Annotated in this window: 20 protein-coding genes and 1 pseudogene; 13 read left to right on the top strand and 8 right to left on the bottom strand. The window is 56.4% G+C overall.

Annotation, left to right across the window (positions count from 1 at the left end; translation table 11 throughout):
* Position 1: 1 nt before the first annotated feature.
* Genes ACR0JA_RS22095 through ACR0JA_RS22105 form a run of 3 tightly spaced genes read right to left on the bottom strand, consistent with a single transcriptional unit; the run spans position 2 to position 3,013 of the window.
* A complete protein-coding gene (locus ACR0JA_RS22095) occupies positions 2–805 on the bottom strand; it encodes an ABC transporter permease (protein WP_480456061.1) in 804 nt (267 codons plus the stop codon).
* 53 nt (positions 806–858) lie between these two features.
* Positions 859–1,854 carry an ABC transporter substrate-binding protein gene (locus tag ACR0JA_RS22100; protein ID WP_480456060.1) on the bottom strand — a complete coding sequence of 332 codons (996 nt, stop codon included), beginning with the start codon at positions 1,852–1,854 and terminating at the stop codon, positions 859–861.
* A gap of 1 nt (position 1,855) precedes the next feature.
* Positions 1,856–3,013: a LacI family DNA-binding transcriptional regulator gene (locus ACR0JA_RS22105; protein WP_480579713.1), complete on the bottom strand. Its 1,158-nt coding sequence runs from the start codon at positions 3,011–3,013 to the stop codon at positions 1,856–1,858.
* A 482-nt stretch (positions 3,014–3,495) separates the two neighbouring features.
* Here ACR0JA_RS22105 and ACR0JA_RS22110 point away from each other — a divergent pair, with 482 nt between their 5' ends.
* From ACR0JA_RS22110 to ACR0JA_RS22120, 3 genes are read left to right on the top strand one after another with little or no spacing between them, the layout of a single operon-like run.
* A complete protein-coding gene (locus ACR0JA_RS22110; RefSeq protein WP_480579715.1) occupies positions 3,496–4,362 on the top strand; it encodes a DUF932 domain-containing protein in 867 nt (288 codons plus the stop codon).
* Positions 4,359–4,562 (top strand): hypothetical protein, encoded by a 204-nt coding sequence (locus ACR0JA_RS22115; protein ID WP_480579717.1) that lies wholly within the window; start codon positions 4,359–4,361, stop codon positions 4,560–4,562. The genes ACR0JA_RS22110 and ACR0JA_RS22115 overlap by 4 nt, the downstream gene beginning before the upstream one ends.
* Positions 4,559–5,368, top strand: coding sequence for an N-6 DNA methylase (locus ACR0JA_RS22120; RefSeq protein WP_480579719.1), 810 nt, complete (start codon positions 4,559–4,561; stop codon positions 5,366–5,368). Before ACR0JA_RS22115 ends, ACR0JA_RS22120 begins: the two co-directional genes overlap by 4 nt.
* A gap of 414 nt (positions 5,369–5,782) precedes the next feature.
* Here ACR0JA_RS22120 and ACR0JA_RS22125 read toward each other — a convergent pair whose 3' ends face one another.
* Genes ACR0JA_RS22125 through ACR0JA_RS22140 form a run of 4 tightly spaced genes read right to left on the bottom strand, consistent with a single transcriptional unit; the run spans position 5,783 to position 7,242 of the window.
* Positions 5,783–6,046 (bottom strand): hypothetical protein, encoded by a 264-nt coding sequence (locus ACR0JA_RS22125; protein WP_480579721.1) that lies wholly within the window; start codon positions 6,044–6,046, stop codon positions 5,783–5,785.
* A 5-nt stretch (positions 6,047–6,051) separates the two neighbouring features.
* The gene (locus ACR0JA_RS22130; protein WP_480579723.1) at positions 6,052–6,429 is read right to left on the bottom strand and encodes a hypothetical protein; all 378 of its coding nucleotides are present in this window, start codon (positions 6,427–6,429) and stop codon (positions 6,052–6,054) included.
* Complete coding sequence (locus tag ACR0JA_RS22135; RefSeq protein ID WP_480579725.1) at positions 6,416–6,877, bottom strand: hypothetical protein; 462 nt, start codon at positions 6,875–6,877, stop codon at positions 6,416–6,418. The genes ACR0JA_RS22130 and ACR0JA_RS22135 overlap by 14 nt, the downstream gene beginning before the upstream one ends.
* Before the next feature lie 23 nt (positions 6,878–6,900).
* Positions 6,901–7,242 (bottom strand): ParA family protein, encoded by a 342-nt coding sequence (locus ACR0JA_RS22140; protein WP_480579727.1) that lies wholly within the window; start codon positions 7,240–7,242, stop codon positions 6,901–6,903.
* 453 nt (positions 7,243–7,695) lie between these two features.
* Here ACR0JA_RS22140 and ACR0JA_RS22145 point away from each other — a divergent pair, with 453 nt between their 5' ends.
* The 9 genes from ACR0JA_RS22145 (at position 7,696) to ACR0JA_RS22185 (ending at position 15,914) form a co-directional block, all read left to right on the top strand.
* Positions 7,696–8,142, top strand: a complete 447-nt coding sequence (locus ACR0JA_RS22145) for a MobC domain-containing protein (RefSeq protein ID WP_480579729.1) — start codon at positions 7,696–7,698, stop codon at positions 8,140–8,142.
* 152 nt (positions 8,143–8,294) lie between these two features.
* Positions 8,295–10,940, top strand: a complete 2,646-nt coding sequence (locus tag ACR0JA_RS22150) for a relaxase/mobilization nuclease domain-containing protein (RefSeq protein WP_480579731.1) — start codon at positions 8,295–8,297, stop codon at positions 10,938–10,940.
* Positions 10,937–11,908 (top strand): ATPase, T2SS/T4P/T4SS family, encoded by a 972-nt coding sequence (locus ACR0JA_RS22155; protein ID WP_480579733.1) that lies wholly within the window; start codon positions 10,937–10,939, stop codon positions 11,906–11,908. Before ACR0JA_RS22150 ends, ACR0JA_RS22155 begins: the two co-directional genes overlap by 4 nt.
* A 672-nt stretch (positions 11,909–12,580) precedes the next feature.
* Complete coding sequence (locus ACR0JA_RS22160) at positions 12,581–13,012, top strand: c-type cytochrome (RefSeq protein ID WP_480579735.1); 432 nt, start codon at positions 12,581–12,583, stop codon at positions 13,010–13,012.
* A gap of 11 nt (positions 13,013–13,023) precedes the next feature.
* A complete protein-coding gene (locus tag ACR0JA_RS22165; RefSeq protein ID WP_480579737.1) occupies positions 13,024–13,365 on the top strand; it encodes a copper resistance CopC family protein in 342 nt (113 codons plus the stop codon).
* A gap of 2 nt (positions 13,366–13,367) precedes the next feature.
* A complete protein-coding gene (locus tag ACR0JA_RS22170) occupies positions 13,368–14,234 on the top strand; it encodes a copper resistance D family protein (protein WP_480579739.1) in 867 nt (288 codons plus the stop codon).
* A 77-nt stretch (positions 14,235–14,311) separates the two neighbouring features.
* Positions 14,312–14,680 (top strand): c-type cytochrome, encoded by a 369-nt coding sequence (locus ACR0JA_RS22175; protein ID WP_480579749.1) that lies wholly within the window; start codon positions 14,312–14,314, stop codon positions 14,678–14,680.
* Positions 14,681–14,841: 161 nt separating this feature from the next.
* Positions 14,842–15,390, top strand: a complete 549-nt coding sequence (locus ACR0JA_RS22180) for an amino acid synthesis family protein (RefSeq protein ID WP_480579741.1) — start codon at positions 14,842–14,844, stop codon at positions 15,388–15,390.
* A gap of 98 nt (positions 15,391–15,488) precedes the next feature.
* A complete protein-coding gene (locus ACR0JA_RS22185; protein WP_480579743.1) occupies positions 15,489–15,914 on the top strand; it encodes an ester cyclase in 426 nt (141 codons plus the stop codon).
* A 215-nt stretch (positions 15,915–16,129) separates the two neighbouring features.
* Here the strand turns inward: ACR0JA_RS22185 and ACR0JA_RS22190 are convergent, their stop codons facing one another.
* Positions 16,130–16,594, bottom strand: a complete 465-nt coding sequence (locus ACR0JA_RS22190; protein WP_480579745.1) for a MarR family winged helix-turn-helix transcriptional regulator — start codon at positions 16,592–16,594, stop codon at positions 16,130–16,132.
* 150 nt (positions 16,595–16,744) lie between these two features.
* On the opposite strand from ACR0JA_RS22190, the pseudogene ACR0JA_RS22195 reads away from it, so the two are divergent.
* A pseudogene (locus ACR0JA_RS22195) lies at positions 16,745–16,988 on the top strand (IS6 family transposase); the annotation flags it as partial.

The following is a 16,988-nucleotide window of genomic DNA, read 5'->3' on the forward strand; positions in this document are numbered from 1 at the left end:
TTCAACCTCCTGCGGCCACGGTGGAGCCCGACAGGCTGCGGGCGATCAGAAGAAGCGCCCAGGTGACGATGCCCAGTACGATGGAAAGAGCGGAGGCCATGGCAATATTGGCAGACAGAGTGAATTCAGTGTAGATCACCATCGGGATGACATCGATATCAGTCGCCAGAGTGAACGCTGTGCCGAAAGCCCCCATGGCAGTCGCAAATGCGATCGCGCCAGATGCAATAAGCGATGGCATTAACCCCGGAATAATGACGTCAATAACTACTCGGTACGGGGACGCCCCCATGGTGCGGGCGGCTTCTTCAAGTGCCGGATCAAGTTTCTCTGCTGCGGCCATCACCGTCAGCAATACGCGTGGGATAGAGAAGTAGAGATATCCCAAAAAAAGGCCAATAACAGAATAGGCAAAGACTACATGGCCCGGAGTAATTTGGTTGACCAGCCCTTGGCGCCCGCCGAGCAAGATTATCAGAAAACCGATGACCACACCGGGAAAAGCAAGCGGCAGCGTCAACACCGACAGCAAAGTTCCCCGGCCGCGAAATCGGTTGCGCGAAAGGAACATTCCAGCAGTCGTAGAAACGGCAAGCGCGGCAAAGGTCGTCGCCAGTGAAACAAGCACCGTCAGGACCAGCGTGTTGAGATACCGAGGCTTTCGAAGGATATCCAGATAGATCGCCCAGCCAGCATCCCCACTGCCAGATTCTAGAAACAGGCGCACGAGGGGCAATGCGAGGAACGCGAGAGAAAAGATGAACAAGGGCGTGAGGCACGCCAGAACGAAGTTGCGATTTGACATTGTTTAGCCGTTGGGGACGGGCACGAACCCATCCCCTCCTTTAGTGGAAAGGTTTACTTGACGTCAGACAAGTAGCGTTCGCCGAATCCGGCCTGTGCCTTTTCCATCTTCGCGTAGTCAACAGCCACGGCGCGTTCGTAGTCGCTGGCAGGGAGGAACTTCGCGGCTACGTCTGCCGGTAGTTCGACCGGGCGCGCTGGTTGAAGGTAGGCATTGGTCCAGATTGCCTGCCCTTGGTCGGACAAGATGAAATCAAGTACTCGCTTGCCAAGTTCTGGATTCGGGCCGTTGTTCACAAGGCTCATCACGTAAGGAACGCGGACGGAGCCCTCGCAAGGCAGAACGAATTCGAAGTTGCCGTCCTCTTCATACTTTCCGCGATAGGCGTTGAAGTCGTAGTCGAACAGGATCGGAATCTCGCCGGACACCACGCGTGCAAATGAGGTTTGCTTGGGCACGATTGGCGAATTCTCGGCCAGTTCGTTGAAGTATTTGATTGCGGGGTCAAAATTGTCCAGATCACCGCCGAAAGCGAGGTTAACCGCCACGGCACCGGCATAACCGACAAATGCCGAAGACGGGTCAAGATAACCAACCATACCGCGATATTCCGGCTTTTTCAGATCGGCGAAACATTGCGGTACTTCGGCGCCACCAAGCGCGTCAACATTCACGAACAGACCCAGCGTTCCGTAATGTATGGCAAACCACTTGCCCTCGGGGTCTTTCAGACCGTCCGGAATGTCGTCAAAACCCGTAGGTTTATAGGCTGTCGCAACGCCTTCATTGCCGGCCTTGATGCCTGTGGTCACACCGTAATATGCGACATCTGCAACCGGGTTGTTTCTTTCGGCCAGGAGTTGGCTCAACGTCTGGCCAGAGTTCTTGTTATCATGGGGCATCTGGATGTCGATCTCTTTGTCGATCGCTTCCAGCATGGACGCCCAATCTGCCCATTGCGGTGGACAGTTATAACACACCGCATCCTCGGCAAACACCGGGGTCGCGATTGCCGTTGCCACAAAGGCGGCTGCAAGTTTATATCTCATTTTAATCTCTCCTGTTGGATTTAGACTTCTTGCTGGTTGGATTATTTGACGACGGGAAGGCGGCAACCTTCCCGTCGTCTTTGCCTTCTGCAACCAGAGGAGCAAGGCTGCCACCGGCGCGGAAATGGAACGTCTGGTCTGGGCTGGGCATTTGTGGCGTCGCCGAACCGTTAATCATGGAAAGCACAGTCGCGCCCGCACCGCTCCCTAGCATCCGGGGATCAGTAACGATTGTTGCCAGACTTGGCATGACCATCGATCCGAACCCGATGCCGTCAAAACCAACGATCGAAAGATCTCCGGGAACGTCAAGGGAAAGCTCGCGAGCGCTACGCATGGCCGCCAGGGCCAGAAAGTCGTTAGATGCAAAAATTCCGGTTATGCTCGGGTTGTCCTGTAGGAACGTGCGGAGCAAGTCGGTCAAATCTTCATTGCTTTCGTCAATTTCCAGCAACGCGGGTTCGTGCATTCCGTTGCGGGCACATCCTTCAACGAACCCGTTGTAACGTTGCCGCGCGCGGTCCGAGCTCAGGAATTTGAGCGCGAGGAATCCGGTTTGCTCATGGTTGTTCTCGAAAAAGGCATCCGCGACCCTACCGGCCGCAGCTTGATCGTGCACAGACCAGCTCTTGTGATTGGCCGGCGCCATGTTGAACAGAAGGCAATGCGGCACCTGCCGGCTTTCAATGAAGGCCAGAGCTTCGCTTGTTTTTGGATCACTGACAGTCAGTACGAGGCCATCGACATGTTTGGCAATCAGCGTTCGGATCGCCTGTGTCTCGATCTCGGTATCGTAGTTCGTGCAGATGAGCAGCGTTTGATATCCGGCGGGCAAGAACACATCCTGTGCACCCTGAACGGCATCGGCGTAAACCGGGTTGGCAATTGAGGGAACTACGCAACCGATGGTTCGGGTGGTACTGCTTTGAAGCGAGCGACCCACCTCGCTGAACTGGAAATCAAGCTCTCGCACAGCCGCCATAACCCGATCACGCATGTCCGCGCTGGCTGGTCCGGTCTTGTTCAAAACGCGGCTCACCGTTGCTACGCCGCAGCCGGCTTTTTGAGCTACATCTTTGATTGTGGCCGGTTGACGCAAATTCCACCCTCCCGATGGAAACGTTTCCATTTTTTTACCATTCGGGCCATAATCTGGCAAGAAATCCTGCCATCGATGTGAGTAACAATGAAAAAACAGCGTGTTAGATCAACATAACTCGCAAAGCAGCAGGACCAGCGCGAGACATTTCGTGGCCGTCTGACGTGAAACGTTGAAATTCTATTCCGGCGATTCGCCGATGAATACAATCCGTTTCACAAACCAGCCACGGCTGTTTGCGATTTGAAAACCACTTGCCTCGCCGCGATCCAAAGTCAGCCGTTTTTGCCGTCGCGATTTAAAGCGCTCTGTAAGTGTGTGTAGAAGAGTTTTGTAATGTCTGGATCGGGTGTTTTCGGCGCCTTCGCCGTATCTCCGACGAAGGGCCGCTGCTCGTTCTGGGTCAGAAATGCTTGACGTTTGGGTCAGAATTGAAAGACGCGATTTACGTGTTTCTTGAGGTTTTGGTGGCCGATTGAGTCAAAGATTAGTGACGTTCCACAGCAGATCGGCCACCGCATCACCACAGAGGAACATTCCTGATGACTTATAATCGTTACATGCGGGGCATGTCATGCGGTGGACTGGTGACAGGGGAGGCGCTGACAAACGACCAGCTGCGCCAAGCTGTTCCGTCAATTTTCGCAACCGAAGGTCACGAAAGCCGCTCTGACCGCTTTGTGCCGGTTCCGACCGTGAACGTTCTGGACGGGTTGCGGAAAGAGGGGTTTGACCCGTTCTATGCGCAGCAGGCGAACACCCGTGTTCCGGGCAAGGCCGCGTTTACCAAACACATGCTGCGGCTTCGTCACCGATCGATCACGAACAGCGATGGCGAGTCCTTCGAAATAGTTCTGGTCAACGCTAATGACGGGACCAGCAGCTATCAGATGATCCCCGGTTATTTCCGGTTTGTCTGCGCGAATGGCCTGATGGTGGGTGATACATTTAACGAAGTGAAGGTGCGACACTCGGGAAATGCGGTGTCCGAAGTCATCGAGGGCGCGTTTACCGTTCTGGACGATGCCGAAGAAATCACGGAGCAGGTGCAAGACTTCAAGGCCATTACCGTGAACGACGCGGAACGGAAGATTTTGGCCGAAGCCGCGCACCAATTGCGTTTTCCCGAGGCGGCCAAAGAGGACGGAAAACCCGCGCCGATTGATGCGTCACGGTTGCTCAGCACGCGCCGCAACGCCGACCGCTCGGCTGATCTGTGGACCGCGTTCAACGTGGTTCAGGAAAATGTCATCCGAGGTGGGATTTGCGGTCGTGCCCGGACAGCAGATGGCCGGACCCGGCGACAACGGACCCGTGCCGTTGCCGGGATCGACCAGAACAAAGCGCTCAATCGTGCCCTTTGGACACTGATAGAGAAAATGGCCGAATTGAAAGGGGGTGGCGCATGAGCGCCCCCATTACCGTCCATTGCTCGAACTGCGGCGGGCAGAACGTCAAACGCGATGCCCACGCAGAATGGAACCCGGAGCTTCAGCAATGGGAGCTTTCCGCCGTCTATGACAAATGGGACTGTGACGATTGCGTCCATTCGGTTTCAGTCTATGAGCAGACCGTTGAAGACCCATCCGCAATCAGGGCATCAACATGATTGCGGCGGTCAAAGATTTTGTCCGGATCATCAACGAGCTTGACCGATCCAAGCACCGGGACGAGGTTTTCCGCGATTTCTGCGAACTGGCCTATTGTGCTTTGGCAAAGCGCGCCTGCCCTGATGAGGCCCAAAGAGACGCGCTTGAGACGCAGTATATGGAAGTCGCGGGGCGCTATCGCAACAAAGACGACATCCGCCGTATGCCCGAACTGCTGGCGATCATGGCGAGCACGCTCGGCAACGGTGGGTGTGATTTTCTCGGTATGGTCGCGGGTGAGCTTGGCGTACTGGATGCTAAGCTGGGCCAGTTTTTCACGCCTTATGAAGTGTCGCGCATGATGGCAGAAATGACCTTGACCGATGCCAAAGCCACCATCGAGGCGGAAGGGTTCATAACGATTGACGAGCCCGCCGCCGGGGCGGGCGACATGTTGCTGGCCGTGGCCGACACCATCGAGGGTATGGGGTTTGAACTTGAAACAAGCGTCTGGATTCGGGCAACCGAGTTGTCACGCGCAACCTATCACATGGCCTATCTGCAACTCACCGCGCGCGGTCTTGCTGGGTTGATCATACATGGCAACAGTATCAACTTGGAGACCTTCACAGGTGCTTACACCGCCGCCGCGCCCGTTTTCGTAGGTGCCAATGGCGATCCTTTCGCAAAGCAGAAGGCCGAACGCGAAGCACAGGCCCGAGCCGAGGCCGAAAAGGCAGCGCAAGACAAAGCGGACCGCAAGGAACGAGTCAAAGCGCTGGGTGATGGCCCTGCGATCCAAGGTGACCAGCTTAGCCTCTTTTGAGGTTGAGCTACGTCTTGTTTCTCAGTTCCGATAAGTCTGGATAGCTGACCCCGCAACGGTTGTGCATCGCCAGCCCGCTCTTTTGGATACTGGCCGTATCGTCCGCAAACCTTGCATTTGAGCCGGACGATATCGAAAAGGTAATCCCACGCGCGCACTTTCTGGCCTTTCCCTGGCTGGCTCATTCCTCACAACAAACACTGGCCCAAGAGTCTTGGAATGCCTTCTCAGCTGGCGGGGCCGTGGGTTATCCAGTCCGGTCGATTTCAACCTTGGGCGAAATTGGCCTGACCGGAGCAGGCTGTAAGCAGAGACACCAAATATCTCAGCGTCAGCCTGTGGTTAACCCTCGGCCGGGAATACCCTGACCTCCAACGCGAGTTTGGAGTTTTGCACAGACAGAACAAAACGGGATCAATGCAGTGTTCGATCCTTTATCGTCGTTCTGATCATTTTTGCAATCTCTGCGTCATTGTTCCGCAGAACCTCTTTGAAATAGGCCCCCAGATTAAAGCTCTTTTGGAAGGCGACCGGTATGTTGCTGCGGATCTCTTCAAGCGCAACGGCAATTTCTGAGCCGTCAGAGGTTGAGATTTGTACGCGGACAGGTTGCCCTTCCTCGCCCTTTGCTGGTGTGATCGGTTTGGTTTTTGCGCTGTCGACTTTCTTTTTACCCACGGGTCTTATCCTCCAACGCTCTTGCGGATCATTTTGGCAATCTCTTCGTCGTTTTCGATCATGACCTGCCTGAATAAAGCGCTAATGCTAATGCCTGAACGCAGGGCTTCAGGGATTGAGGCAAGAATATCCGCTAGAGCTCGCTCCACTTCACCGCCTTCCGGGGCCGAAATCTGAAACCGGATCGGGGTATTCGGTTTGGGCGACGACTGTGCAGGGGCTTTTGTCTTGCGTTGCGGTGTAGACATTTGCGCCTGTTTAGAAGGCTCAGGCTTTGGTTCAGCAGGCTCAGCCTGCCTTTGCTTTTTGAGCTCTGTCACGGTTGGTGCGATTTCGGATTCGGCCCCCTCAAACAGGTTCTCAATGCTCTTAGGCCGCGACATGGTGCACCTCGCTTGCATTCAGAGCATTCAGGACATAATCAGCATTGCTCAACGCCTTTTGGCACCGATCCGCCATGCGCCGGGCGTTCGACCTGGCTGACTGCGTGTCTGCCTGTTCCATGGCTTCCTGAGCAAAGCCCATCAACCGCCCGATTGTTGTCCCCGCCCGAAGCGCGTCATCCATCGCGGCGGAATCGGCGATACCACCGATGCAGGTGAATTGCTTTTCCAAAGCCTGTTTGCCCTTCTGGATACCGGCTGACTGCGCAACGGACTGACGGGTAAACATGATGCGGAATTTTTTTCTGGGGTCCGCTTTGCTGCCGATCTGCTGCAATGCCGCTTCACAAGATCGGTATGTGACCATGATCGGATTGTATTCCGCCGATGAGCCGTCAGAGGGGCACAGCACCATGTCGGCCACTGCCATCGCCATTGCGGCCGTCATGCTGGGCTCGCCTTTGGTGTCGATCAGCAGATAGTCAAAGCCCCCCCCTTTTCCGCCTCCAGAATGTGGGCATAAGCCAGTTTTGCGTTTTCTGCATCTTCTGTGGCAAACTGACCGGCCTCAATCAGAAGTTCATCTGCGGGGATCGGCTCCAGCCCATTATTCGGATTCAACCATTCCGAGAGTGTACCTTGTGAATCCAGATCGAGGATACGGACACGTTTGCCCTGATGGTGCAAGGCGGAAGCGAAGGCGACGAGCATGGAAGATTTCCCCGCCCCGCCTTTGGAGTTTACGGCTGCATAGATTTTCAATTTGGTCTCCGGGTCTGTGCCCGAAAGCCACGCCGCAGAGCGGCGTGCCACAACCGGGCTCGCGATTAAAAGTTATCGCACGATCCGTCACCCGCGCTAAAATTTACGCTATTGCTTTTCTAAGCAATCCGCAACGGCTGTTTTACGACTGCCACGCAACCGCTTAGAGCCGACGACCGACAGTCGACCACCAACGACCGTAGCGCAGCTTTAGGTGGTTGGTTGACAGCCACCAGGAGCCCGCCGACAGTCGGACGAGCGTTGCCGCTGGGCGGTTGCGCCCCGACTTGCAACCGTTGCAGACTGGTTGCCACGGGTTGCAATCGGCTGTGTCTCGCGTCACCAACAGTCTACATCCTACGCTTACTTTGCGGGATAATACAGATTGTGCTATCGACAATCTGTTGGACTTACAGTCGGCCCTATCTTCAACTTAAACTTGAGCTTACTAACGCGCGGTCTGCCGGGGCCTCGCACGATTTCTGATCGTGGAGAACCGCCCCGATGCCAACCGGCCAGCCAAAATCCGTCACCACAACCATGCGTTTTGATGAGGACGAATTGGCGTTCCTCAAGCAGCGCAGCCAGGCGATGCAGCTGCGCAGTGTGACGGGTTTGGTGCGCGTTTGCCTGCGCGTGGCCTTCGGAATCCCCACCAAAGAAGAGTTCAGGACCCAACACTTCGAAGCACATCTGGTCCAGTTGGTGCGTATGGCAAACTCCCTCAACCAGATGACACGTGACGCCAATGCCGGAAAGTTGCAGCTCAACAATCGCAGCGCCGATCAGATCGAGGCGATGAAGGATGAGATCCGCGCGTTGCGCCGTCTGTTCGAAGAATACTCCGATGCCGCCCGCGAGCGATCGTTTACACGGGCACTTGAGATCGAGCGGCGGGCCGAGAAGCGACGGGCAGCGCGCGTGTCCCCCAAAGCAAAGGCCAGGGGATGACTAGCCTTGTCACCGCATATGACCCCGCATGGGAGGCCTTGTATGGTGAGTTTCAACTCATTCCAAACCTGAAACCGCGACCAGGTCAAAACCCTACGCGATCGGGACGGCGGCCTGCGCCACGACAGAGCAATTCGGGCGGACCGGCCGGGATGATCGCCAACGCGTTGCTGACCAATCAGGCGGTGGTCAAAGTTGTCCGTGGTGGCGGTGTCGCGAAATCCGGCCGCCTCGGGGGCCAGCTGTCCTACATCACCCGGAAGGGCACAGTGGAGATGGAGCGCGGCGATACTGGAGAGTTGACGCACGGCATGGACGCGCTGCGCGATGTCCAGGACGCATGGGCGAAAGACTGGGCCCGAATGGATGCGCGCACGACGCACTACACCTATCACGTGATTCTGTCTTACCCAAAAGGCACAGACCGGGAAGCCGCAAAGCAGGCCGCCCGCAGCTTTGCGGAACAGCTAACAAACGGTGCGTATGGCGATCGCTACAAATACGTCATGGCGCATCACGATGACACTGGCCATCCGCATACCCATCTGGTCATCAACAGGGCAGGGGCGTTGGGGAGGACCCTCCAGCTGAGCCGGTACGGCGTTACGCCCCAGGATCTGCGCGAGCTGCAGGTGGAGACCGCGCGGGACGTGGGTATTGTCCTGACCGCCACCAGCAGATTCAGCCGCAATCTGCGCCCCGACCGCGAAAGCAGCGCCCGAGTTTATGCACGGCGGGATGGTCGGGAATTGCGCGAGCGGCCCGTTCAGGAACGCCGGCCCGGGTTTCCATTTTTTGGGGTCGGTCGCCAGCAACCGGTCGCGCCGGACCAGCTGCAGGCGATGAAAGATCAGCGCAACGCAGATTATGCCGCCCTGGGCGAAACGCTCCGATCGCATCAGGCCGGGGTCACGCATGGCATTTTCACAACGCAATACCCAGGGCGGGCCGAGACCCTGGGCACCCTTGCAACGGCTGTTCTCGGCGCAGCCAAAACCCTGTTGCCGGACGGGGTTCTTGAGAAAGAGGACATCGACATGAATGCTCAAGTCGACAAACAATTAGATCCGGCACAGGCGTCAACCATTGACAGTGAGATCAAAGCAATTGGCAGCGACATCCGCAGCTTTATCCGGGGCATGACCATCAAGGCCGATGCGATGGAGGATGAGGACAAGCGCAGCCAGACAGAGGCGGCGATATCCCGTGTTCTGCGGGACTATGAACCGCTGATGGATGAGGAGACCAGGACATTCTTTGGCCCGCGCCTGGAGCGGGACGATGAGGTTGAAGTCGGTCGGGATGACATTGATCCGACGCGCCAGCGCCGTGCTGCCGAACGGGATGCAACAGATCCAACTCGCAGCCAACCTATCGGACGGGAGCAGGCAGGCTCAGATGGTCGGGAGCGTGCCGATGCAAACGATCCACGCGGTACTGCGACCAAGGCAGTGCTGAAGGATGCCGACAGGCAGGTGGCTGAGCGGTTCGAAGCGATGGGCATCAATGGCGATCTTGTCTTGTCGCGCATCCGCAATGGCGCTGATGTAGACCGGCAAACCCGTCAGAACTGGTTTGAACGGGACGTGCGGACCTTGGCGAACGCGCATTCGCTGAGCGAGAGCCAGGCGAGGATCGATATGAAGGCTGCGTATAAAGATGCTGCCGAGACCTACCGTGACGCACGTGGCGAGATCCGCGACATCAACCGTGCCTTTGCCGAGGGCAGGGGAGAAGACTTCCTGCAAGAGAAGATCAAGAGCGGCGTTCAGAACGAAATCCAGACCATGAAGGCGCATGGTTTTGATCGGGCCGCGATCGGTGGGCGTCTACTTGAGATTGAGGATCGGGTGGAGGAGCGGGTGACGGGCCGTGCACCGGATCGCGGTGCTGCCGAAGCGCGTCCGGGCCCGGAACGGCAAGCTGATGATGCCGGTGATCGCACATTTACACCAGCATCGGCTCGGCCTGACCTCAAGACTGGCGTGCGCGGCCAGGTTGTTGCCACCGGTTATGCGCTCTTTGACAAAGACGACGAGGACAGCCAGTCTCCTTATGTCGATCTGAAACTGCAAGGCCGCGACAAGCCGTATCGCGTCTGGGGTGTCGATCTGCCCGACATGATGAACCGTCAGGACCTTGCGGTCGGCGACACCGCTACGCTGGCCCATGACGGCTACAAAGTTGTGACGGTGACGAAGCGCGACCCAAAGACCGGCGAAGAGAAGAACATCGAGGCGCAACGCCGTGCTTGGAAAGCCACCGATATCGACCACGCGCCGCGTGAAGCAGACAGAGCGCAGAACAGTGGCGAGCAGCTGCCGCCCAATGGTGACGCTCTCCGCGACCCGTCCCGGCCGAGAACACCCCCGCACATCGAGCAGGGCACCGAGCGTGTCGAACAGATCGCGCAAACCGGCGTCACCGGCGTCATCATCGACGCGAAAGAAAGCCTGGTGCGTCCCGACGATCCCAACAGTAAATCCTTCTATGTGGATATGAAGGTCGACGGCAAAGAAGATCCGCAACGGATCTGGGGCACGGCCTTGCAGGACCAGATGACGCGCAACAACATCTCCATCGGTGACAAGGTTACGTTTGTCGAAGCGGGCAAGGAAGAGGTGACGCGCTCGCGCAGAAACCCGGAGACGGACGAGCTCGAGCGCGTCAATGTCACCCGGAAAGCCTGGGATGTGAAGAACGTCGATCGACAGGTTGACCGTGACCCTGCAGTGCAAGAGCGCTTGCGCCGCGAACGCGCAGATCGTGCCAAGGGGGATCGGGGTGTCAGCCGATGAGCCGCCACCTTGTCGCGACATTGAATCGCGTGTTCGGAGAGCAATTGCTCTCCGATCCGCTCTTGTCTGAGATTGTCCTGAACCCTGACGGGCGGATCTGGGTCGAGCGCAGCGGCGAGCCTGCTATGCGCCCGCTTGACGATCCCATGGGGGAGGACGATGCCCTGGCACTTGCGCAGGATCTGGCTGGCGATAATCCCATCTCTGCGAAAATTCCACTGGCCGGTTCTCAGTTTGAAATCGACGGATCTCTGTGGCGGGCCCAGATCGCGGTTAAACCCGCCGTTGAAGATGGCGTTGCATTTGCCCTGCGCCGGGCCGTTGCCAAGGAAATGTCGCTTGATGATCTGATGGCAGGGCTACCTGACCTGAATGCCAACATGTCTGATCTGAAATCCGGTGTGGACCCGGCTGATGCCGCTGTGTTCGACGCCTTTGACAATGGCGGGTTTGGAGATTTTCTGCGCGCGGCGGTCAAGGCCCAGTGGAACATCCTTTTGTCGGGGGGGACATCCTCCGGCAAGACGACCTGGTTGCGCGCCTGCCTGGCAGAGGTCGATCCCTCCGAGCGGATCATGACCATTGAGGACGTGTTGGAGATCCGGCCTGGTCAGCCCAATGCCGTGTCTCTGGTCGTGAACAAGAACGCATCAAGCAGCGATCTGTTGAAAGCCTGCCTGCGGTTCCGGCCGGATCGGATCATCATGGGCGAGCTGCGCGGGTCTGAGGCTTATGATTTCCTGTCCGCGATTAACTCTGGTCATCCTGGCGGCATTTCCACCCTGCACGCAGCATCACCGGAATCCGCCCTGTCACGCCTGGCTCTGATGGTTCTGCAGGCGGATGCCGGGCTGACATATTCGGAGATTCTCGAATACTGTCGCTCAATGATTGACGTGATTGTTCAGTTTCGGAAGACAGGGGATCAAAGACGACCGGTTGCGGTCAGGATATTGAGGCAACGGTAGTCGGGCAACTGTCGGGGGGCCTTATGACTCTTGTCTTCTGGGTCCACTGGGCTCAATTGCTGGAATCAAGAGAAATCCTACGCTCGTGGGATAGGGGCCGTTCGTTCCCTGTGCGACGAAAGAGGAAGAAGAGCCCGAACCTAACGATGCTGCACGATGCATCAATGTCGGCTTTCATTGCATTAGGACCTAAGATAGGTTCCCAGTGTGAAGTTCGCTCGAGCCATACCCGCAACACTTCTTGTTGTTTTGTTGGTCCTGATGACAGGGTTCGGCGACCGTGCGCATGCGATGCTGGAGAACTGCAATGGTGGGCATTGCGAACACCACCTGCATACGTCTGTAGACGATCACCATGTTGACCACGTCTCAGTTGCGCTGAATGGAAGTGCACCACATGAGCCAGACGGCACGACGCACGAAGGATGTAATCCATTCCTTTGTAATGCCGCTGCGCTCACAGCGCAGGATTTCCAAGGGACACCTAACCGATCCGTGATTGTAGCAGCATGGCAGACCTCAAACCTTTCAACGCTTAATGAACCGGACAACCCGGACAGGCCACCTAACGCTTAAAACAGACTTCCGACGCGGTTCACGGCAGTGAACACGTTCCGGTGTGCTGCGAATTATTTGCGGCACCATTCTGTTACATAAGGTTAGGACCAGTACATGAATCGAAAATATCTCCTGATCGGCGCATGCGCCGTGGCAGCCGTCGCTGCCTACATCACTCTACGCCCCGCCCCAGTTGAGGAAGCCGCGCAATCGGCACCCGCCGAGGGCAGTGCGATGGTGGCAATTCAAATACCGCCTATCGAAGGGAATGCGGCCATCGGGCAGCGAATATTTGAAAACGCATGCGCCGCGTGCCACGGCAGCAACGCGGTCGGCGTAGAAGGCGCAGGACCACCGCTAATCCATATTATCTACGAACCCAGCCACCATGCAGATGAGTCCTTTCAGCGCGCTGTTGCGATGGGTGTCAGAAGCCACCACTGGCAGTTTGGCGACATGCCTCCAGTTGAAGGCTTGACCCGTGGCGATGTGGCTATGGTCATCGACTACATCCGCGAGATCCAGCGCGCCAATGGAATAAACTGAGGAACTTCCCAATGAAGAAGCTCACCACATTTGCATTGATTTCCATGCTTGCCACAAACGCTTTTGCCCATTCGAGCGTGAACACCACTACACCCGAAAACGGCGCGACGGTTGCCGAAGTGCCTTCTGAGATCAGTTTCGATTTCGCAGATGATATTCGTCTGACAAAAGTTAATATGACCCATCAGGATGTTCATAGCGTCACGCTCGATCTTGGAGACCAGACAAGTTTTAGCCGCGCGTTCGCGCTCCCGCTCCAAAGCATGGGCAAAGGCACCTATCGCATTGAATGGCGGGGCTTGGGCGCGGACGGTCACGCCATGCAGGGCGTGTTCACTTTTACAGTGGACTGACCATGCCCGATATCTGGGGAATAGGCGCAATACTGTCCAAGTTGATGCTCTATGTCGGCATTGTCGGTTCGACTGGTCTTTTGATCATTCGGGCTGCTTTTGCCGACCTTGTGTCGCCTCTCAGCGATAGGATGCGTGATCAGATTGTCATGTTGGCAGGGCTCGCGCTTGCGGGCTCTATCCTTGGGTTCATGCTGCGCGGTGCAGCCCTGACGGGCGGAGTTGATGGCATGACCGATCCGGAAATGCTCGGTCTGCTGTGGCAGACCCCGGTTGGCGACGTTCTGGTCTATCGGATTGTCGGGACGGTTTTGATGATCGTCGGGGTTTTCACGCCCCTAATCGGCCAATGGATCGCGCTTGCCGGTGGAATGACCGCGCTGTGGTCGTTCGCCCAGATCGGGCATGTCCCCGAGTTGGAGATAACGGGGGTCCAGTTTCTATTGCTCCTGCACCTTTTGGGAGTAGCGTTCTGGATCGGTATCCTTGGACCCCTGCGTGCTCTTTCGCAACGGCCAGAATGTCTGAGCAACGCAGCCATGTTAGGGCATCGGTTTGGGCAGGCAGCTTCGGTTATTGTCCCCGCATTGATTTTGGCGGGACTGCTGATGGCTTGGATGTTGCTTGGCGATATGTGGGCGTTAATGACAACCGGTTATGGGCAAACCCTGCTGATCAAACTCGCGCTCGTGGGCGTGGTCCTGACGTTGGCCGCCGCAAACAAACTCCGTTTCGTTCCAGCCATGCAGGCAGGGGACAATAAAGCCGCTCGCAACTTGGTGCGCTCCATTGAAATCGAAGTCGTAATCATTCTGGTGGTCCTTGCAGCAACCGCAACGCTCACCAGCGTTTTAACTCTACCGAATTGAGGTATCCCATGTGCAGGCGGGATTTTTTGATCGTCACAGTTTTCAGCTTCGCAACGAGTGTAAGTGCTGGTCACGAAATGGTCGACCGGGATTTGGTCAAAGGGCAGGCCCTCTACGCTGAACAATGCGCGTCTTGTCATGGCGCCAATCTCGAAGGACAGCCGAATTGGCAGACGCCTGACGACAACGGCATTCTGCCTGCGCCACCCCATGACGAGACCGGGCATACCTGGCACCACGACAACCAACTCCTATTCGAATACACCCTGCTGGGCGGCGAAGCGGCGTTGGCCGCGCGCGGCGTCGACGGCTTTGCGAGCGGTATGCCCGGATTTGGGGATACCCTCACCGATGACGATATTTGGGACATTCTCGCCTACATAAGGTCTACTTGGCCTGAGCGCGTTCAGGAAATTCAAGCGGGTCGCAATTCACCACATAACTAACGTTTGCCAGACCAGCCGTTCGTACAGAGCGCGGCGGATTCAACCATCGAGCCCAAAGCGGACTTCGTGAACCATAATCTGCATGACAATGGGGAAATTTGAAGTCGACGCGCAGCTGAATTGTCAGCACTATGCCTCAACAAGGCAAATGGGGGGTATTCATGGTCGAAACGCGCAAGATTGTAATAGTGCGAGAGCACATAACGCGTGATGCCTTTGGCGAGCCATGCGAACAGGTTTGCCGCGTTGCGGCTGCTGCAGTTTTTCGAAACCCGATTGCAGGCCGTTTCGCAGCTGACCTCACAACGCTTTTTGAGATCGGGGCTGAACTTGGGCAACATCTCGCTGAACAAGCCGTTTCGCAGCTTGAAGGAGCGCCCGTATCTTATGGGAAGGCCGCGATTGTAGGGGTCTCCGGAGATATGGAGCACGGTGGCGCAGTCATACATCCCAAACTCGGCGCTCCGATGCGAGCCGCTGCCAATGGAGGCGACGCCGTCATTCCATCCAACGTAAAGATTGGAGCGACTGGAACTTCAATCGATTTGCCGCTTGGCCACAAAGACAACCCCTGGTCCTTTGATCATTTCGATACAATGACGCTTTGTGTACCGGATGGGCCGCGCCCCGAAGAAATAGTCATGTTTTTGGCATATGCTGATCGCGGTCGTCCTATCCCGAGATGCGGAAGTGGACCCGTTAAAACATAGAAGTTTCTTTAGCCATTCTCTTCCCATGAGTGGTCTTCTAATCGTCGGTGTAAGAGCGTGTGCGCGCTGCCTACACTTAAATGAGAGGTATGAAAGCAATGCACCCCACGGAGAAAATAGTTCGGCAGTTTCACGAGTCATGGGATATGCGTGACCCCGACCGAGGCGCAGCTGTAATTGCTGAGGATTGCGACTTTGAGGACATCGCGCGTGGCGAGAAACTTCCCGGAAAGGAAGCATACAAAGCAGACTACCACCGTTGGCGCGAGGCTTTCCCAGATGGGCTGTGCAAGGTTGAGAATGTTGTGGTCAGCCAATGCGGCGAATGGGCTACTGTCGAGTTCCGAAACACGGGCACGCACACCGGTACACTGCGCTCAAGCCTCGGAGATTTCCCACCAACTGGAAGGCGGGCCGAAGTCCGCTACTGCTCGGTGATGCGTGTTAAGGACGGGAAGGTGGTTGAGGGACGTGACTACTATGACAGCGCCACCATTGCGCGACAACTTGGACTGGTCGAATAGGACGCTAAGTCGAGCTTCGGTTAAAGCCAAATTCAAAGGTCTCTTTTCTCGGATGGCAGGTTTGTCCGCATCCAACCAGTTCGTGCCTGACGCAGCGAAATGCGGGTCCGTCCTGAACCGGCCACTCGTGTCCGATGCGGCGAACTGGCGGATCGAGCCCAGATTGACCGATGCTGCACTCTCTATGAGCGTCAGCTTTGGGTCGGGTTCTGATCTTATCGCGTTGAAGCTTCCTCGAGACGTGCCTTGAGGCGACCAACAACATTTTGCGCTGTCGCAATCACATCTGGCGACAGGCCCTTCGAGAGTTCATTCACCCATGGGATTTGCCTCGCAATTGCGGCTTCATACAACTCCTGCCCCTTTCGAGTCATGACAACCAAGTGTGCCCGCTTGTGGTGTGGGTTCGGCTGAAACTCCACTATGCCTTCTTTGCTCATTTCATTGATGATCCGTTGAACGCCCTGCCGGTGAACGCCCATCGTCCGTGCATGCCAGGCAACGGATTCCGGTCGATCAGAATAGGCGATGGCGCCAAGGATCTGCCATCGGGCACTTGTCAGACCAAGTTCTGATACGAGGCGATCACCGGCAATCTGCAATCGACCGTTCAGCCGAAACACATCCAGTATCAGCGTTGTCACGGCTTCTCCTGCTTCGGTCCTTTGCTCGTTAGGCATATCGACTCCTCATTTCATTTGACAACGTATTGTCATTATGTTTGATGCTTCCTAAATATGACAACATGTCACCAAAGCGAAGTTACTTTCAAGGGTCTTGTCAGAAGAACTTGGCTTGAGGCGGGCAGGGCGGATGCGTAGCTTTTGCCCATGACCAGACCTGCCTCTTTTAAGTACTTCAAAACCAGTCCCGAGATCATCCGCCTTGCGGTGATGCTGTACATCCGATTCCCGCTCTCGCTTCGGAATGTCGAGGACTTGTTGCACGAGCGAGGCATCGACGTAAGCCACGAAACTGTCCGGTATTGGTGGAACAGGTTTGGCCCAGTGTTTGCTGCTGAGATCCGAAGAAAGCGTGTTCAGCAAATGAGAGCATACTCCAAATGGAAGTGGC

This window comes from Ruegeria sp. AM4, assembly GCF_056540665.1.